Here is a 17667-nt window from a genome sequence, read left to right as displayed (position 1 = left end):
TATTATGAGTAACAAGAAAGCAGTAATATTGGTGTCTGGCGGGTTGGATTCGACTACCGCGTTAGCAATTGCCCAGTCTGAGGGCTATGAGTGCTACACCTTAAGTTTCGACTATGGGCAGCGCCACCGTGTAGAGCTGGAGGCTGCTCAGCGAGTATCCGATAAAATGCACGTTGCGCAACATAAAGTCGTGCAGCTCGATTTAAAATCCATTGGTGGCTCAGCGCTAACAGATGATGATATTGCTGTGCCTGAAGATGGCCCCGAAGGTATTCCGGTTACCTATGTACCAGCAAGAAACACCGTGTTTTTATCTATTGCGCTGGGTTGGGCCGAAGTGCTTAACGCCGAGGCGATATTTATAGGGGTTAATGCTGTCGATTACTCGGGTTACCCCGACTGTAGACCCGAATATATTGCGGCTTTTCAAAAGTTGGCGATGCTGGCCACCAAAGTGGGGGTTGAAGGTAAGCCTCTGCAAATAAAAACGCCACTTATTGATATGACCAAGGCTGAGATTGTGCAGCTGGGCATGCGCTTGGGGGTAGATTACAGTGCGACGGTATCCTGTTATCAAGCGAACGTAGATGGTGAAGCGTGTGGCCGCTGCGATAGTTGCAGATTGCGCCGCAAAGGGTTTGAAGATGCGCAAATGGAGGACCCTACTCGGTATGCAAATTGATCTCAAATTGATCAAATATTGCAAAAATACCATTGGCGCGATTTTTAACGTATTAAAAGCGCAAAAATTGCTTGAGTTTTGTTGTTAAATCATTAAGATATGCGCCTCTTTGCTGTGGGCAGTAACTCACTCAAGCCCCCTCTGTAAGTCGGCAATTGCCGCAGAGATGCAAACAGAATTAGGGTCGTTAGCTCAGTTGGTAGAGCAGTTGGCTTTTAACCAATTGGTCACTGGTTCGAATCCAGTACGACCCACCATTATTACTAATCTTCGCAGAAGATTAAAAAGCGGTTATCTGGATGAGAACCGGTTCGAGCGAAGCGAGACAGCGTCGCTAGCAAGAGCGACGAGGCGCAAAGCGCCGTATCATCCAGTACAGCCCAGCATTATACTGCTTTGGCATCTTATGTTGCCCATAGCAACCGCGGCAGGACTCCGCGCTAAAACAAAAGTCACCAATTAGGGTCGTTAGCTCAGTTGGTAGAGCAGTTGGCTTTTAACCAATTGGTCACTGGTTCGAATCCAGTACGACCCACCATTATTACTAATCTTCGCAGAAGATTAAAAACGGTTATCTGGGTGAGAACCGGTTCGAGCCGAGCGAAGCGAGACAGCGTCGCTAGCAAGAGCGACGAGGCGCAAAGCGCCGTATCATCCAGTACGACCCACCATTATTGTCCCTTTGTTGGGGAATTTCTAAAGGGGACACATAGTGGTCCCCTTTTTTATTTGCGCAGTTGGGCCTATCCTACGGGATCTCGCCACGGCCCGTTCGGCGAGCACTTTGTCGAGAAGGTTAAGGTATGAGCTCAATAGACGATCCCATCACTCCCTCCATTAAGCCGTCACCACGAGACGTTGTTAAAGCCTATTTGGACACAGCGCTAGACGCCCGAGCTTCGCACGCGCCGCAAAATACAGAAGCGCTGCGTGAAACCATTAAAGGTCTGCTCAAAAAGTACAACGCTAAGCTGGTTGCGCATTACTACACCTCGCCAGAAATACAATCGTTGGCCGAAGAAACTGGCGGCTGTGTATCCGACTCCCTAGAAATGGCGCGTTTTGGCTCACAGTGTGAAGGCTCTACGTTAATTGTGGCTGGGGTGAAGTTTATGGGCGAAACAGCCAAAATTCTCTCGCCTGAAAAGCGTGTGCTTATGCCTACCTTAGAGGCAACCTGCTCGCTAGATATTGGCTGTCCTATAGATGAATTCTCTGCATTTTGCGATGAGCACTCAGATCGTACCGTGGTAGTTTATGCAAACACCTCTGCGGCGGTTAAAGCGCGTGCCGATTGGGTTGTTACTTCTAGCATTGCATTGGATGTGGTGGACTACCTAGATAAGCAAGGCAAAAAAATCCTTTGGGCGCCGGATAAGCATCTAGGTAGTTATGTGGCTAGAAAGACCGGTGCAGATGTATTGTTATGGGATGGCGCATGTATTGTGCACGAAGAGTTTAAAGCGCAGGGTATATTAGATATTAAAGCGCAATACCCCGATGCCGCCGTCTTAGTGCACCCAGAATCGCCTGAGTCAGTTGTGGAGCTTGCGGATGCAGTGGGTTCTACCTCGCAGTTAATCAACGCGACCAAAACCTTACCAAACGACACATTTATTGTGGCTACCGACCAAGGTATCTTCTATAAAATGCAGCAGGCCTGCCCAGGTAAAACACTTGTGATTGCGCCTACAGCTGGTAGTGGTGCTACTTGCAGAAGTTGCGCAAATTGCCCGTGGATGGGAATGAACGAATTAGAAAACTTGGCTACAGTGTTCGACCAACCGGATAACGAAATATTTGTTGACCCAGAGTTGGCAAAAAAAGCGCTAATACCTCTAGGCCGTATGTTGGATTTTAAAAAGAAAGCCTAAACTGTATAGGTAACCACACTGCGTACGCTGCAGCCAAAATATAAATAGGATATTTCGCGAGAACTTCATGCAAAAAGATAAGCTTGTTATTTTCGATACAACATTGCGGGATGGCGAACAAAGCCCCGGCGCTTCCATGACGCAGGAAGAAAAAATTCGCATTGCCAAAATGTTGGAAAAAATGCGTGTAGACGTCATTGAAGCAGGCTTTGCGATCGCAAGCCCAGGTGATTTTGCAGCAGTAAAAGCCGTGGCAGAAGCGGTAAAAGATTCACGCGTATGCAGCTTGGCACGCGCTTTAGATGGCGATATAGACAGAGCGGCAGAGGCATTGAAGGGCGCGAATGCATCGCGTATCCACACTTTTATTGCCACATCGCCTATTCATATGAAGCATAAGCTGAAGATGGAGCCCGATGCGGTGTTGGCGCAAGCTATTCACGCCGTAAAGCGCGCACGAAGCTATACCGATGATGTGGAGTTCTCGTTAGAGGACGGCAGTCGCTCTGAGTTTGATTTTATGTGTCGTATAACCGAAGCGGCAATTGCTGCCGGTGCACGTACTATCAATGTGCCCGATACAGTTGGCTACGGTGAGCCGGGTGAGTACGGCGCAATGTTCAAGCGCTTAATTGAAGCGGTTCCAAATTCTGATTTGGCCATTTTCTCTACCCATTGTCACAACGACTTGGGCTTGGCTGTGGCTAATTCTTTGTCTGCTGTAATGAACGGCGTGCGCCAAATCGAATGTACCATTAATGGTTTGGGGGAGCGTGCAGGTAACGCCGCGTTAGAAGAGGTTGTAATGGCCGTGCGCACACGCAAAGACCTATTCCCAGTAGAAACCAATATTGTTACAGAGCACATAGTGCCTACCTCGCGCTTGGTATCCACAATTACCGGTTTTCCTGTTCAGCCCAACAAAGCCATTGTTGGCGCTAATGCGTTTGCGCATGAGTCTGGTATACATCAGGATGGTGTACTTAAGCATCGGGAAACCTATGAAATTATGCGCGCGGAAGATGTGGGCTGGAATACCAATAAAATTGTATTAGGTAAGCACTCTGGCCGCGCTGCTGTAAAAGCGCGATTTGAAGATTTAGGTATTACATTTGATACCCCAGAGGCGTTAAGCGAAGCGTTTGCACGCTTTAAGGCGCTCGCTGATAAAAAACACGAAATTTTTGACCAAGACTTACAGGCGTTAGTGTCTGAAGCAGATAATGCTAGCCGTGAAGAAAAGTACAAGCTAGTGGCTTTAGAGGTAGTGTGTAAAACCGGTCAGAACCCCCATGCGCAACTTACGTTAAGTATTGGCGGTGAGTTGGTAGAGGCAAGCTCCGAAGGTGGTGGCCCGGTAGATGCGGCCTATAAGGCCATTGAAAGCGTGGTAAATAGCCATACAGACCTTTTACTTTACTCGGTGAATAATATCACTCAGGGCACAGACTCTCAGGGTGAGGTGACGGTGCGGTTGGAGCGCAATGGCAATATTGTAAATGGCATAGGTGCCGATACCGATATTGTGACAGCTTCTATTAAATCCTATTTGGATGCCTTGAACCTGCTCGAATCTAATAAATCCCGCGCGCACCCTCAGCGTGAAGGGGTATGATTATCACTGTTTGGCTTAGCGAGTAACGCGCATGAATGAACAGCGGCGAATGCAGTATCTGGATGCCATGGGCATTGATATGTTTGTGCCGCGTTTTGTTTTGGCCGGAGCAGCGCTATCTAGTCAATGCGAATTACCGGTAGCGAAACAAGCTGCCGCGCCCGCGGTGGCAAAAGGCGTCGCCAGCGTGCTCGATGGAATTGGTGATGACATAGGTGGTGCGATAGGTGGTTCGGTAGGCAGTACGGCAGCGGCTAACGAACCCGCGCAAGAGCGCACCTCGCGTGCTCCATTGGGCTTAGTCTCTGAGCCAGAAAAGTCCAAACCACAAAAGTCCGCATCTTCCACGGTTAGCAGTATTCTTGCTGATCTCCAAGCCAAAACGGTAGTTAAGCCCTCGGCTAAATTCTTTCTTCAGTTGTGGCGAGTGCACGCCGATTTGTTGGTGGTTGATTCACGCAAGCCCGGGCAAGCGTTACCTACCGATACACTGTTAACCAATATATTAAAAGCCTGCGGCCAGCTGCCGCAAAGCCTACCGCGTGCAGAAAAGCTGCAGTGGCCAATGGTTGATGATGCCACGAAGGATCACAGCTGGACCGCAGCGCAAGAAATGGTGCAGTCATTTTTAGAGGGGCGCCTACTCTCAAACCCAGTGAAGCATATTCTTCTATTCGGTGATGATGCTATCCGCGCTGTATTGGGCGGTGATGCAGAGCAACCTAAGGCACCGCAACAGTGTTTCCACAGGCCCGCAGATGCCTTTGCTTGCGAAGCCTACTGCATGCCTAGCTTAGGGGAAATACTGCTACAACCGTTATTAAAACGCCCTGTGTGGCATTTATTGCTAGAAGCCTTTCCTTCCCAGCCTTAATCTCTTCGAGGTTTGATTTGACCAGCCATACCAAAGTTTTATCAAGCGGTACCTCCGTTGAGGTGGCCCCGTTTTCCTCTGTCGATTTACCAGCAATTTTTGCTATCGAGCAAGCGGCTAGTGTTCACCCTTGGAGCTTAAAAAACTTCGAGGATTCGCTGGCCTTGCAGCATTTGTGTTTAGGGGTAAAGTTGGCGGGTGAGTGGGTAGCGGTTGTGGTAGTGCAGCACAAGGTAGTGGATGCTGAAGTGCTTATTCTTGCTGTGCACCCTAAAGCGCAAAGGCGAGGCATAGCGAGGGCGTTGCTGGACGTTGTTATCGATAAGTATCTGGTTGCAGCCGAGCGGCTTTTTTTAGAGGTGCGCGCGTCGAATGACCCCGCAATTGCTCTATATGAAGAGTTGGGCTTTAACTGTATGGGCGAGCGTAAAAACTATTACCCATCGGGAAAGGGCAGGGAGGATGCGCTTATTTATGGTTTGGAATTACAGCTATAAAAAAGCCCGCTAGGTGCGGGCTCATGGTGTTATTTTAACGCATTGCTTTTAATTCAATGCGTTTAAATCAATGCGTTTAAATCAGTGCGTTACGCTTGTTTAGCCCGCGCTCTAGAAAGAGCAATAAAGCCAATACCCAGCATCAACAAAGAAAGTGGGCCGGGTTCTGGAACAGATACATTCGGGGTGTTAAACAAAAAACGATGGAACTCGCGACCGCCAGTGTAGGATTCTGCAGCTACAGAGCCTTCAAATACTGCGCCGCCAGTAATATCTGCAAATGGCGCTAACACAGAGCCGGCCATTGCTAAGTTGCCGAAGTTAATGGTTTCTGCTTCGAAAAAGTTCCAAATAATATTGCCAAAGCCGATATCGCTCTGACGAAACCCATCTACTAAGTTCACGCCGCCGTTCACGGTAATATCGGTGCCTGCAACATTAATTACCACTGTTTCGGCATTGCCAGAATTCAGGCGCAAGCTATTGTTTTGCGCGAAAACATCGGCAGCATCCACACTAAAAACGGCTAGAGGGTCTGTGCCTAGGTAGTCGAAGCTTGAATTATTCGGCACGTTGTTAAACGTTCCGTTTGCTGCAAGGCCGCTGTAGGTAAGTGACTGAGCAAACAGTTCGTCTGCAATAGAAGAAATGCTAAGGCTGGGGTTGTGGATAACGCTGCCAGCGCCATTCAGGTTAACGTTGGCGTTAAGGTTGCCGCCGTGCACAAAGTTGCCGTGCTGTACGTTAATATTGGCAGCGGTTACGTCGCCAACCACGTTTACAGAGTCAACAATATTAAGTGTGGGCACGCGCGATGCGAAATCGGCGCCCATGCCGGCTGCGTTTAGGTCGCCACCAATAAATGTGCGGCCTTCAACATCGCCACCTTGAAAGTTGTAATCCTCAAGCAATATGAGGTTGTACTCGCTCAAGGGGGACGCGAATACGGTTGCGCTCAACACTAAGCCTACAAATCCTGCGGTAGCTTTGGTCAATATACGGCTAAACATGTTTATTCCTTATAAATAAAACGTACATCTGATTAGGTGCTTATAGCGCTAGACTCTAAGCAAGAAATGATCCATGTTTAATAAGGCTAATAAAAACAATGGGTTAGGTAATTTTCGGCATATTATACAATCATAAAGTGTAAATATTACCGACTTAATGTGTAATTTCGGCTGTGGGTAAAATCCTTTCTCACTTAATACGAGTACACCTAACGACGTAGGGCTGTGCCTTAGGTATAATCGCGCGTTTAATTCAAGTAGAAATAAATTGTTATGTCCGCACATTCCACAGCAGTAGGTACCGCCAAGCGACGCACCTTCGCCATTATTTCCCACCCGGATGCCGGTAAAACCACCATCACTGAAAAGCTATTATTGTTTGGAAATGCTATTCAGGTGGGTGGTTCTGTAAAAGGTAAAAAAGGCCCCCACGCTAAATCTGACTGGATGAGCATGGAGCAGGAGCGCGGTATTTCGGTAACCTCTTCTGTTATGCAGTTCCCCTATAAAGAGCGCACAGTAAACTTACTCGATACCCCTGGGCACGAAGATTTCTCGGAGGATACCTACCGTACCTTAACCGCGGTCGACTCGGTGTTGATGGTGATAGACGGCGCGAAAGGTGTGGAAGATCGCACTATTAAATTAATGGAAGTGTGCCGATTGCGGGATACACCCATTCTATCGTTCATAAACAAAATGGACCGTGATATTCGCGACCCTATTGATGTGATGGACGAAATCGAAACCGTATTGAATATTGAAGCGGCCCCCATTAATTGGCCGATTGGCATGGGGAAAGAATTTAAAGGCGTATACAACCTCTACACCGATATTATTCATGTATTTCACCATGGCCAAGGTAGCCGTATTCCAGACGATACCCAAATTAAAGGGCTAAATAGCCCAGAAGCCGATGCATTACTTGGTGCCTATGCTGCCGATATTCGCGATGAAATAGAACTCGTTAAGGGCGCAACCCACAAATTCGATTTAGATGCTTACTTGGCCGGAAAGCTCACGCCCGTATTTTTTGGTACTGCACTGGGGAATTTCGGTGTGCGAGAAATGTTAGACGGTTTTGTGGAGTGGGCACCACCGCCACTAGATCGCGAGGCGAACACGCGCGTTGTATCTGCCGTTGAAGATAAATTTTCGGGCTTCGTTTTTAAAATCCAAGCGAATATGGACCCAAAACACCGAGATAGAATTGCATTTATGCGGGTGTGTAGTGGTACTTACACGCGCGGCATGAAAATGCGCCATGTGCGTTTAGGGAAAGATGTAAAAATAAGTGATGCCGTTACATTTTTAGCCGGTGATCGCAGCCAAGTAGAAGAGGCCATATCTGGCGATATTATTGGTTTACACAACCACGGCACTATTCAAATTGGCGATACCTTTACCGAAGGCGAAGATTTAAAATTCACGGGTATTCCTCACTTTGCCCCAGAATTGTTTCGTCGTATTCGCTTAAAAGACCCACTTAAAGTAAAACAGCTGCAAAAAGGGCTGCAGCAGCTGTCTGAAGAAGGCTCTACACAGGTTTTCTTTCCATTGCGCAATAACGACATCATTGTAGGCGCTGTAGGTGTACTACAATTTGAAGTGGTAGCGTATAGATTAAAAGATGAATACAAAGTAGAAGCTATTTACGAGCCGGTAAGTGTTGCAACTGCTCGCTGGGTAGACTGTGAAGACGACAAGAAAATGGCTGAGTTTAAACGCAAGTGTGAAGATAACTTGGCGATTGATGGCGGTGGTCACTTAACCTATTTAGCACCTACTCGAGTGAATCTTTCCTTGTCACAGGAGCGTTACCCGGACGTGTTGTTCCGCTCTACGCGTGAACATTAATAAAAACTAAAGTAGGTATTTAGTTTGAATTTTTCTGAGCCAGTAATTGACTTTGATATTCCCCCTAGCATGCCGCGTGGGGGAAACCGCCTTTCGCGCTGGCTAGGACGCTGCTTATTGCGCAGTATTGGTTGGAAGTTGCGTGGTGCGCTGCCCGATGAGCCTAAATTAATTATTGCGGCTGCGCCTCATACTTCCAATTGGGATTTTATCATCGCCATGGGCACCATCATGTCGTTAGGTATACGTATATCTTACCTCATGAAAAAAGAAGCGTTCTTTTGGCCGTTTAAAGGTTTCTTTCTCTGGCTGGGTGGTATACCTATTGATAGAAAAGCTGCTAGCAATACGGTCGATCAAATAGCCGACTGGTATTCCACACATGAACAGTGTTGGGTGGTGTTAACACCTGAGGGGACACGTAAAAAAGTGGATAAGTGGAAAACGGGTTTTTTGAGAATAGCAGAAAAGGCAGAGATTCCTGTATTTGTTGTAGCATGGGATTACCCAAGCAAAACGTTACAAATGTTACCCTGCTGGCAAACTACGGGCGATCACGCAGCCGACGCAGATGCGATGCGCGATATGATTAATGCGCGTTTTGTTGCTAGGCACCCAGAAAAACAATAAAAAACGCAGTATTGTTGTTACTTAATTTGAGCTTAAATCAATTTTTGAAATATTAGCTACTGTTAGCTAATTGGGGGAATAAATGGAAGTTCAATCACCAATCGCTCGGTTTTTACTCGTGGCGGCTACGTTTGTTATTGTTGTTGCCGGTATGCGCGCTGCAGAATCTATACTTGTCCCGTTTCTTTTATCTTTATTTATTGCCGTAATAGCAACCCCGCCGCTTATTTGGATGCAGCGCAAAGGCGTGCCGTCGAGTATTGCTATGCTGTTGGTTATTTGCAGTATTGTGATTGGCGGCATTCTTATTGGGGTAATTGTTGGTGCCTCGATTGCTGATTTCCGTCAAGATTTACCTGGTTATCAACAACGCTTAACCGTGCTCACGGCAGACTTTTTTGTACAGCTACAAGCTTTGGGTATAGATGTAGAGCTTGGCCATTTGCGAGAAAGCTTTAACCCATCGGCGGCGTTATCGCTAGCTGGCAACACCTTGGCGCAGTTTGGCAATATGATGACCAACGCGTTTTTAATTTTGTTGCTTGTGGTTTTTATTCTCGCAGAAGAAGTGGGGTTTAGAGACAAAATAAAATACTCGTTTAAAACGCCAGAAAAAACACTTGCCGCTATAGAGAAATTCACCTCGGGTGTTAACCAATACGTAGCAATTAAAACCACCATGAGTGCGCTAACCGGCCTTATTATTATGTGCTGGTTGTGGTTTATGAAATTAGAATATTTCGTGTTGTGGGGCTTGCTGGCATTTTTACTTAATTACGTGCCTACGTTTGGCTCCATTTTGGCCGCTGTACCCGCTGTGCTACTTGCACTTGTACAGCTTGGGGTAGGTGATGCGTTGTTAGTGGGCGCAGCTTACCTTGCTGTGAATTTTGTTGTAGGTAATGTAATAGAGCCGCGAGTGATGGGTAAGGGGTTAGATTTATCTGCGCTGGTAGTATTTTTATCGTTAGTGTTTTGGGGATGGGTGCTTGGGCCAATTGGCATGTTGCTTTCAATACCGTTAACCATGACCGTTAAAATTGCCTTAGAAAGCTTTGAAGATACTCGTTGGTTGGGTGTGATGTTAGGTTCGGGCAGTGGTTTATCCGATAGGGTGGTAGACGATGGAGAATCTATATTGCCAATTGGGTTTTCAAAGGATAAATAATGAGCATGCCACCGAAGTTAAACTAACGTAGATTATTCGGTGGCGTATTTTAGGTTTTAACGTTTGGCGTTACGCTGACCAATAATTTGAAGCGCTGCAACGCGATAGGCTTCCGCTAGGGTTGGGAAGTTAAATATACAATCTACAAATAAGTCTACGTCTGCTTCGTGCAGCAGTGCCATTTGCCCTACGTGAACAAGCTCTGTAGCGCCTTCGCCAACAATCATTACCCCTAACACTTTTTCGCCTTGTGCATCGCACACAATTTTTAGCATGCCGTTTTGTACGCCGGAGATTTGTCCGCGGGCAATTTCGTCAAACTTGGCTTTGCCTACCAGCACATCGCCGTGTGTTTTTCTGGCTTGAGTTTCACTTAGGCCTACCGATGAAAGCTCTGGTATGGAATATATGCCGGTTGGAATCATCGAATGCATTTTGCCAACGGATATATCTAGTGCGTTACAGCTTGCTCTGCGCCCTTGTTCCATAGAGGCCGATGCGAGAGAAGGGGGGCCAATCACATCGCCAGCAGCAAAAATATGCGGCACACTCGTGCGCAATTGACCATCTACGCTAATTAAACCTGCGTCGTTTAGCGCTAAACCTGCTTGTTCAATGTGTAAATCTTTAACATTTGCTAAACGGCCAGCAGCGCACAGAAGTTTCTCGCTTTTATAAATGTTTCCGTCAGCGCAAACAGTTTCTACGCTGTCTACGTTATTCCAGTGACACTCTTCAACCACGGTGTTGCCTACCCAAGTACCGCCCATTTGCTCGAACGCTTGAATAAAAACATCCGTGAGATCATCGTCTAAAAAGCCGAGAGGGCGGGGGTAGCGATCTATCATTGTTACTTTTACGCCAAGCGCTTGAAATATAGATGCATATTCACTCGCAATAACACCGCCGCCTAATACCGTTAAGCTTTTGGGTAAGTACATCATGCTTAGAATAGAGTCGCTATCGAAAATGTATTCGTGATCAATATGTATGTTAGGTGGTTGGCGAGGGTGTGAACCACTGGCAATAATAATGTTGGCAGCGCTTATGCATTCTGCTTCTTGTTGTAGTTTCGTCACTTCCAATTGGTTGGGAGATAGAAATTTAGCGCGACCGTGAATGAGCGTTATCTCATTGCGTTCGAGCTGCCTGCGCATATAGCTGTCGTGCTCGGCGAGTACCTCGTTAAGCCTGTCAATTAACGTGGCAAGCTCTACGTCTTCGCGTAATTGAAAGTGTGATAATTCTGCATTGGAGCGCATGTTTTTTACGCGCAGCGCATTTTCTTTTAGGGTTTTGGAGGGGATGGTCCCCCTGTGTACGCACGAACCGCCGAGTTCTCGGGTTTGTTCTATTAATGCCACGCTTTTGCCGGCCTTGGCTGCTTGTATAGCTGCTTTTTGGCCCGCAGGCCCGCTGCCTATAACCACCAAATCATATTGGCTTTCTATCATAGTTGCATTGCCTCGAGGGTGGCATTTACTTTGTCTGCACGGGCTACCACTTGCTCAATTTCATCTCTATATAAATTAAGCTCGCTGAATATAGGGTGCGCTACCAAGGTATCAAGATTGGCGCTCCCGCTTTGGTTTTCCTGAAAATAATTGGCAATTACTACACCGCCAACGGCTACCACAGTTTGATTTTTTGCCGAGTGCGGAGGCTGGTAATCGTCAAAATACTTAACCACTTGCTGTACAGAATCTGGCATTTCCCATTTGTTAACCACGGTAATGCTCATTCTGCGACAGAATGTTTTTTCTAGCAGGGCCATGCCTTCTGGTGGAATAAAACTCCCTAGCTTTGCGGCTATTTCGGAGGCCGCCTGAATAGTTACCGGTCGCCCTATATCTTGTAGTAGCCCGCCTAAAAAGGCGGCTTCTACGTTTCTGCGACAGGCTCGGGCTACTTCTTTGGCCCATAGCCCCGATGCCAGTGAGTGACGGAGGCGCTGCTGAATTAAGGCTTCAAAACCTGGGGCATTGAATAACGATGCGTTTACGGTGGCTGCGAGGGCGATTTCTGCAATGGTTGCCATACCTAAGCGGGTGATAGCCTGTTGCAGTGAAACAATGCTGCTAACGGGGCTGTATGCTGCCGAGTTGGCTACTCGAATTACGTGGCCGGCAAGGGTTTGGTCGCTTTGAATTAACGATGCCAATTCAGCTGCATTTGAATCTTCTGTTTGTGTTAGCGAGATAACGCGGTTGGCTACTTTGGGAAGCAGCGGTACTACCACCTCTCCTTTCTTCACCTGTTCCCCTAACTCGCGGGCAACAGGTGGGAGGGCGTCAGACAGTTTTTGCTGTGGAATCATAGTCAGCATACTCATTGTTGGTACGGCATAAAGCTACACCAACATTCATTTTTTAGTGATAGCCAAAGAGACTGTGGAGTGGGCACACGTTAAGCCTCTCCTACATTAAATTTAGCACGTGCTGTGAGATTCGCGACTTACTGGCGGTATTTGCTATGGATTTGTGCGTTGGCTGGCGTTTTTAGTGACAGTGATGCCTCCCAAGCCATTAACGACAGCGCTTGAAAGGTGGGTGCGAGGGCGTATTCTATAGGGCCGCAATGGCACTAGTTGGGTGTGTTTATGATGAGCAACTTACGGCTATATTTGCTAGCTCACTTGGAGGAGGGGTTTCAAACTCGCTAGCGTTGGGGTGAGAGGTAAAAGGGGCGGCTAACACCGCTGCGAGCTTTTCTAACGTGCTGTAGGTACCCTGTTGATAAGCTTCATCAATAGCCTGTTGCGCAAAATAATTGCGTAAGCAGTAAATCGGGTTGTGGTGGTTCATGTCTGCGGTGATAGTTGCTTGAGGCACATCCTCCAGCTGCCGCCGAGTTAAATATTCAGCCGCCCACGCAGCCAACTGTTCGCCTTTCGCTATGTTGTCGCAACCAAGTAGCGGTTGTATAAACGAAGATTGAAGGTCATCCGCTTTGGCTAGGGCTAGCAGCCTAAAGAATAAAGTGTAATCTAATTGGAGTTGCTCTAGCTGGATAAACATAGTGTTGATTAGCTTGGCGTCGCCTTGCTTCGCAGATAAAAACCCCAGTTTCTTGGTCATTCGGCTGTTGTATTCTTTGGTTAGTATTCCTTCGTAAGATTCTAAGCTCGCGCGCGCTTGATCTCGATCTATAAGTGGGCTTAGTGCGGCCGCAAGAGCATTTAAATTCCATAAACCAATACTTGGTTGTTGATCGTAAGCGTAGCGCCCATAGGTGTCGGAATGGTTACAGATGTGAGTTGGGTTATACGCTTCCATAAAGCCATAGGGGCCGTAATCTAAGGTTTCCCCAATGATAGACATGTTGTCGGTGTTCATCACGCCATGGCAAAAGCCCACCGCTTGCCACGCGGCTATCAATTTTGCTGTTTGCTCGGTGGTGTAATGCAACAGGGCGTTAAAACGGCCATCTTTATCAACGTATTCGGGGATATATTGCTCAACAGCATAGTCTGCTAGTTGTTCTAATTGCGTATGCTGTTGTGTGTAATAGAAGTACTCGAACGAGCCAAACCTAATATGGCTGCGTGCTACTCGGGTAAGTGTAGCTGCGGGTTCGATAGTCTCGCGGGTAACGGCGTTGTCGCCGCGTACGACACATAACGCATGGCTAGTTGGAATGCCTAGGCCACGCATAGCGATACCAGCGAGGTATTCGCGAATACACGAGCGCAGCACGGCATAGCCATCACCAAAGCGAGAATACGGGGTTTTGCCGGCTCCTTTTAGGTGAAGGTCATACTTACCTGAATGGGTATTTAGTTCACCAAGTAATAAGCCCCTACCATCCCCAAGTTGCGAGGAATACCCACCAAATTGATGGCCGGCATAAACCATCGCCAGCGGAGCGAATTGTGGGGGAACCCTATTGCCCGAAAACATATTAACCCCGTTTTCGCTGCTGACGCTGTCTTTGCTTATACCCAATAGTTCGCAGGTTTTTGAGTCTACACAAACAAGCTTAGGGTTAACCAATGGCCTTGGGTTAACGCGGGTAGCGAAATCTGAGCCTAGTTTATCGAAGGAGTTATCGAATTTTAGATGTTCTAGCATAGGTTTTAGGGCACTATTGAGGCAGAAAATCGAGAAGAAAGTGTAATGGAGCCAACGCGGCGCCTAAAATTGGTTTAATATCTATATTACGACGTAATATTACAGCAAAGAGCTATGGGGTGTCCGATCGAATATGGACAATAAAGATCTCGTTTGGGACTTAGATAAGTTCAACAAGCGTAAACAAGCACAGAAGTTCGTCATGGGGTTCGAGAATAAACTCTGTGTTTTTTCTGGTTCTGTTGAGCAGTTGTATACCAATTACAATATTTTTTTCCCAAAGGAGGAAGATCGTAAACTTGTTATCCTTCCCAACCCCTACGCCCATCACGACACGTTTCACGGTATATATGAAGATGCTGTAAGGCCCACAGGCCTGTTTATTGTACCCGCCGATCCAAAAGATCAGTTGGGGCGCTTAAATATGGTGCTACCTCTGCGGGGAGAATCATCTAAATATAGAAGAGTGCCATTAGAAGTTGGGCTGCGGCTGATTAACCAAAAACGTCCAGCAGATAAACCGTTTCTACCGGTACTCATGAAAGGAGATTTGCGCGAGCTAAATCAAGATACACCCTGCTTACACTTACATATGTTGCAGCTGTCTTATTTGCCGCGTTTATCCGCAATGGAAGTAGCGGATATTCAAAGAGTTATTTTAGACCGACTAAAAGAGCTCGCCGCTCGCCAATAAATAAACTGCGTTGTTTAAAACTAAAAAGGGCCTAAATATAGGCCCTTTTTTATGAAGAATGTTTTTTACTGTAGTTGGAAAACTACGGGTAAGGTGAATAAGAAAGTATCACCTTTTACATCTTCGGGCATTGGTGGGAAAGGGTTAGCGCGCTCTACTGCGTTTTGCGCTTCTTTCGTCAAGCTGCTGTATTCGGCGGCTTCAATCACTTCTACTTTTTTAACCTTACCAGAGCGATCGATTACGATGCTTAAGCGCACGTTGCCTTCGTGGCCACGGCTAGCTGCGCGCGATGGGTATTTAAGCTTAGATGAAGACCAGCGCTTTAGCTTTGCAATGTATAGCTGTTGGCTAAGTAAGCTTTCCGCGGTGAAATCTAAATCGTCTTCTTCGTCCTCAAGGCTTTCTTCATCCAGCAGAGTTTCTGGTGGTGGAGGTGTAATAGCAGCAATCTTAGGCTTTTCTTCCACTTTAGGGGCCGGCTCAGGCTCTTGTGGCTTAGGTTTAGCTGGCTCTGGTTTAGGGGTTGAAACCGTTTTGCTTTCGCCTAGAGCGCCAGAAGGGGCGGCAATTTTGGGCGGTGGGGCAATTGCCACAGGGGCTTCAATTTTGGGTTTAATATCTGTTTTAGCAACTGCCACTTTCGGTGTTGAATCGTCTTCTTGGGCTTCTGCTTGTTTTGCTCGTGCTTTAACAGCGTCTTCTACTGCTGCAATGCGTTCATCGCTAGGACGCGTGCTTTCGAAGCGGGTAATCAAGCCAGAGTTTACGTTACCGGCCACAAGCATGTTTTGTTTGAAGTCGGAAGATAATGGGACTGGGCCTATCCAAGTACGCAACAGCAAGTCAAAGAATGCTGGATCTGGAATTTGACCAAGCTGCGCGCCATTTAATGAAATTAAAACGGTACTGCCAGTGCGATCGATGGTGAAAATATCACCTGCCATGAGCTTAATTTTAAGCATGTTACTAAAATCAGCCATATGCTGTGCATGCTTTTGCAACTCCGAAGAGCTTGCGTTAATTGCCATACCTTCAATCCATAAACGCTTAAAACGTCGTGTGGAAAGACGGTCTGCAGTTACGCGAATTTGCATGCGCTTGTCTTCTTGCGCTACCAAAACATCTTTTGCTTCTGAGGCCAGGGTTGACGTAAAAAGGCCGGCTATAAACTGCTCTTTACCTAGCTCTGATTGAGTGGCAACACCATTTAATAACGGTGCAGCAAAGCTAGCAGGGGTTAACAGGGTATAAGTTATAGTTACAACTAGTGCCGAAATGATGATTTTCAGTTTCTGCATGAGAGTCTCGTAAGTTTCTGTTGTTCCTTACAAAATAGAGGAAACGATGGTCTTTCTGAAGCCTAAATAATAAATAGAAACTTAGGCTTAATGCGATTGGGCAGTCCAACCCAGAATAATATTAGCTGCTGATGGAATTCTTAGCATTTTTCAACCATCAAATAGCTATCCTGTGACCTAACTCTACCTTATTTTCCAAACACTTGGAACGTACAGATAAAGAAAAGTATCAACTTCCCGTTTTTTGTAACAAGAGAGTATAAGGGATGAAAGTGGAGCTCAAAATAAATAATGAATACGGCGCCATATGAAGTGGATCATGCTTGTTGCGTGACGCCTGTACCAGTTTTGGGGAAAGAGGTTAAAGCTAGGCTAGAAAAAGGTTTTAGGGTTGGAATATGGGCTATGATTTCACTTGTGATAGCTGCCTAAGGTCGTGGATAAATATACGAGTAGGGCTTTAGCAAAGGTGCATGTTGAGTGATTGCAAGCAAACTCAGCATGACTATTAAAAGTGCACACAACCCATAGTCAAAAGACTCGTTGCTTAATGGCAAACGTATTACACATTCTAATAAGGTTTTAGTCCTATGGAGATCCACCCTTTAAATCGTTATCCGCGGGAATCACTCGACACACTGCTCTCAGCAGTACCGTTTTATAAGGCCATAAAACAGCGTGATCAGTGGCAGTACGATTTACTGATGAATTACTCGAAAATTATAGAGTACCGCCCAGGGGAGGTATTGTTAGAGCAGGGCCATAAAGACCAGTGGCTTTACTTTTTATTAAAGGGCCAATTGGCAGTGTTGGTTGGCAAGCCTAATGAAACAGCCAAAGTGGTGAACTATATAACGCCTGGCGAGGTGTTTGGCGACTTAGCAGCACTTATGGATTACGAGCGTACAGCAACGGTGGTTGCCGATACAAATAGTAAGCGAGTGCTAGTGTTTGGCACAGATTTTCAGGTGTTCGGCGAGCTGAAGGACACGCGCAAGGTATCGCTGGCAACTAAGCTAGAATACTTCCGCAACATGGTGCACAACCTGCGTTGGAAGTTAGAGGTGTACCGCATGTCTTACCCCGACCAGCCGTTTTCTACAAGCCATCGCAAAGTAAAGCTGTATATGGGGCAAAAGGACTGCATGGATGAGCTCGAAGCTTTAGATCAGCAGGCGCGTGCACTGGCGCGCTTGCTGGTTAATTGGAATACAGAGTTTGATCGTTTGGCCATTAAGCCTTCTGTGTCGCTCGACTACAGTTCTCTGGCCGCTTTAGGGTAAGGCTCGGTCTTTTGGCGGCTCTACCGGCCGCCTATCTCCTACTAATAATCACATTGTTTGCTATGCTAAAAAGAGATTGCGAGATCTGGTTTAGCAAGTGTCCGCTTTATTC

Annotated in this window: 15 protein-coding genes and 2 tRNA genes; 12 read left to right on the top strand and 5 right to left on the bottom strand. The window is 46.8% G+C overall.

Annotation, left to right across the window (positions count from 1 at the left end; translation table 11 throughout):
* Positions 1–4 precede the first annotated feature (4 nt).
* From queC to rimI, 7 genes are all read left to right on the top strand, one after another.
* Complete coding sequence (queC, locus tag SDE_RS13220) at positions 5–682, top strand: 7-cyano-7-deazaguanine synthase QueC (RefSeq protein ID WP_011469002.1); 678 nt, start codon at positions 5–7, stop codon at positions 680–682.
* 181 nt (positions 683–863) lie between these two features.
* Positions 864–939, top strand: a tRNA-Lys gene (locus SDE_RS13215).
* Between the two features lie 205 nt (positions 940–1144).
* Positions 1145–1220, top strand: a tRNA-Lys gene (locus tag SDE_RS13210).
* A 265-nt stretch (positions 1221–1485) separates the two neighbouring features.
* Complete coding sequence (gene nadA / locus SDE_RS13205; protein ID WP_011469001.1) at positions 1486–2556, top strand: quinolinate synthase NadA; 1071 nt, start codon at positions 1486–1488, stop codon at positions 2554–2556.
* 67 nt (positions 2557–2623) lie between these two features.
* Complete coding sequence (locus tag SDE_RS13200; protein ID WP_011469000.1) at positions 2624–4171, top strand: 2-isopropylmalate synthase; 1548 nt, start codon at positions 2624–2626, stop codon at positions 4169–4171.
* Positions 4172–4202: 31 nt separating this feature from the next.
* On the top strand, positions 4203–5045 hold the full coding sequence (locus tag SDE_RS13195; protein WP_011468999.1) for a hypothetical protein: 843 nt from the start codon (positions 4203–4205) through the stop codon (positions 5043–5045).
* 17 nt (positions 5046–5062) lie between these two features.
* Complete coding sequence (rimI, locus tag SDE_RS13190) at positions 5063–5542, top strand: ribosomal protein S18-alanine N-acetyltransferase (protein WP_011468998.1); 480 nt, start codon at positions 5063–5065, stop codon at positions 5540–5542.
* Between the two features lie 89 nt (positions 5543–5631).
* On the opposite strand, the gene SDE_RS13185 is transcribed toward rimI, so the two are convergent.
* Complete coding sequence (locus SDE_RS13185) at positions 5632–6552, bottom strand: choice-of-anchor A family protein (RefSeq protein WP_011468997.1); 921 nt, start codon at positions 6550–6552, stop codon at positions 5632–5634.
* Positions 6553–6825: 273 nt separating this feature from the next.
* Here SDE_RS13185 and SDE_RS13180 point away from each other — a divergent pair, with 273 nt between their 5' ends.
* From SDE_RS13180 to SDE_RS13170, 3 genes are all read left to right on the top strand, one after another.
* The gene (locus SDE_RS13180; RefSeq protein WP_011468996.1) at positions 6826–8409 is read left to right on the top strand and encodes a peptide chain release factor 3; all 1584 of its coding nucleotides are present in this window, start codon (positions 6826–6828) and stop codon (positions 8407–8409) included.
* A 24-nt stretch (positions 8410–8433) separates the two neighbouring features.
* Positions 8434–9039, top strand: coding sequence for a lysophospholipid acyltransferase family protein (locus SDE_RS13175; RefSeq protein ID WP_011468995.1), 606 nt, complete (start codon positions 8434–8436; stop codon positions 9037–9039).
* 82 nt (positions 9040–9121) lie between these two features.
* Positions 9122–10207 carry an AI-2E family transporter gene (locus tag SDE_RS13170; RefSeq protein ID WP_011468994.1) on the top strand — a complete coding sequence of 362 codons (1086 nt, stop codon included), beginning with the start codon at positions 9122–9124 and terminating at the stop codon, positions 10205–10207.
* Positions 10208–10263: 56 nt separating this feature from the next.
* On the opposite strand, the gene sthA is transcribed toward SDE_RS13170, so the two are convergent.
* The 3 genes from sthA to SDE_RS13155 form a co-directional block, all read right to left on the bottom strand.
* Positions 10264–11661, bottom strand: coding sequence for a Si-specific NAD(P)(+) transhydrogenase (gene sthA / locus SDE_RS13165; RefSeq protein ID WP_011468993.1), 1398 nt, complete (start codon positions 11659–11661; stop codon positions 10264–10266).
* Entirely contained in the window at positions 11658–12539 is an 882-nt protein-coding gene (locus SDE_RS13160) for an HDOD domain-containing protein (RefSeq protein ID WP_011468992.1), read from the bottom strand. Before SDE_RS13160 ends, sthA begins: the two co-directional genes overlap by 4 nt.
* A gap of 265 nt (positions 12540–12804) precedes the next feature.
* Positions 12805–14277: a protein adenylyltransferase SelO gene (locus tag SDE_RS13155; protein WP_011468991.1), complete on the bottom strand. Its 1473-nt coding sequence runs from the start codon at positions 14275–14277 to the stop codon at positions 12805–12807.
* Between the two features lie 133 nt (positions 14278–14410).
* Here SDE_RS13155 and SDE_RS13150 point away from each other — a divergent pair, with 133 nt between their 5' ends.
* Positions 14411–14971 carry a hypothetical protein gene (locus tag SDE_RS13150; RefSeq protein WP_011468990.1) on the top strand — a complete coding sequence of 187 codons (561 nt, stop codon included), beginning with the start codon at positions 14411–14413 and terminating at the stop codon, positions 14969–14971.
* Positions 14972–15036: 65 nt separating this feature from the next.
* Here SDE_RS13150 and SDE_RS13145 read toward each other — a convergent pair whose 3' ends face one another.
* Positions 15037–16272: a TonB family protein gene (locus tag SDE_RS13145; protein WP_011468989.1), complete on the bottom strand. Its 1236-nt coding sequence runs from the start codon at positions 16270–16272 to the stop codon at positions 15037–15039.
* A 590-nt stretch (positions 16273–16862) separates the two neighbouring features.
* Here SDE_RS13145 and SDE_RS13140 point away from each other — a divergent pair.
* Positions 16863–17555, top strand: a complete 693-nt coding sequence (locus tag SDE_RS13140; protein ID WP_011468988.1) for a cyclic nucleotide-binding domain-containing protein — start codon at positions 16863–16865, stop codon at positions 17553–17555.
* Positions 17556–17667: the final 112 nt, after the last annotated feature.

Source organism: Saccharophagus degradans 2-40, from assembly GCF_000013665.1.
Lineage (GTDB): Bacteria > Pseudomonadota > Gammaproteobacteria > Pseudomonadales > Cellvibrionaceae > Saccharophagus > Saccharophagus degradans.
Note: the sequence above shows the minus strand (reverse complement) of the source record. Positions and strands in the feature narration are given on the sequence as shown.

Bases quoted from the DNA above. Each gene is read 5' to 3' on its own strand.
- queC (WP_011469002.1), top strand. From the start codon at position 5: ATGAGTAACAAGAAAGCAGTAATATTGGTGTCTGGCGGGTTGGATTCG.
- nadA (WP_011469001.1), top strand. From the start codon at position 1,486: ATGAGCTCAATAGACGATCCCATCACTCCCTCCATTAAGCCGTCACCA.
- SDE_RS13200 (WP_011469000.1), top strand. From the start codon at position 2,624: ATGCAAAAAGATAAGCTTGTTATTTTCGATACAACATTGCGGGATGGC.
- SDE_RS13195 (WP_011468999.1), top strand. From the start codon at position 4,203: ATGAATGAACAGCGGCGAATGCAGTATCTGGATGCCATGGGCATTGAT.
- SDE_RS13185 (WP_011468997.1), bottom strand. From the start codon at position 6,552: ATGTTTAGCCGTATATTGACCAAAGCTACCGCAGGATTTGTAGGCTTA.
- SDE_RS13180 (WP_011468996.1), top strand. From the start codon at position 6,826: ATGTCCGCACATTCCACAGCAGTAGGTACCGCCAAGCGACGCACCTTC.
- SDE_RS13170 (WP_011468994.1), top strand. From the start codon at position 9,122: ATGGAAGTTCAATCACCAATCGCTCGGTTTTTACTCGTGGCGGCTACG.
- sthA (WP_011468993.1), bottom strand. From the start codon at position 11,661: ATGATAGAAAGCCAATATGATTTGGTGGTTATAGGCAGCGGGCCTGCG.
- SDE_RS13160 (WP_011468992.1), bottom strand. From the start codon at position 12,539: ATGAGTATGCTGACTATGATTCCACAGCAAAAACTGTCTGACGCCCTC.
- SDE_RS13155 (WP_011468991.1), bottom strand. From the start codon at position 14,277: ATGCTAGAACATCTAAAATTCGATAACTCCTTCGATAAACTAGGCTCA.
- SDE_RS13150 (WP_011468990.1), top strand. From the start codon at position 14,411: ATGGACAATAAAGATCTCGTTTGGGACTTAGATAAGTTCAACAAGCGT.
- SDE_RS13145 (WP_011468989.1), bottom strand. From the start codon at position 16,272: ATGCAGAAACTGAAAATCATCATTTCGGCACTAGTTGTAACTATAACT.
- SDE_RS13140 (WP_011468988.1), top strand. From the start codon at position 16,863: ATGGAGATCCACCCTTTAAATCGTTATCCGCGGGAATCACTCGACACA.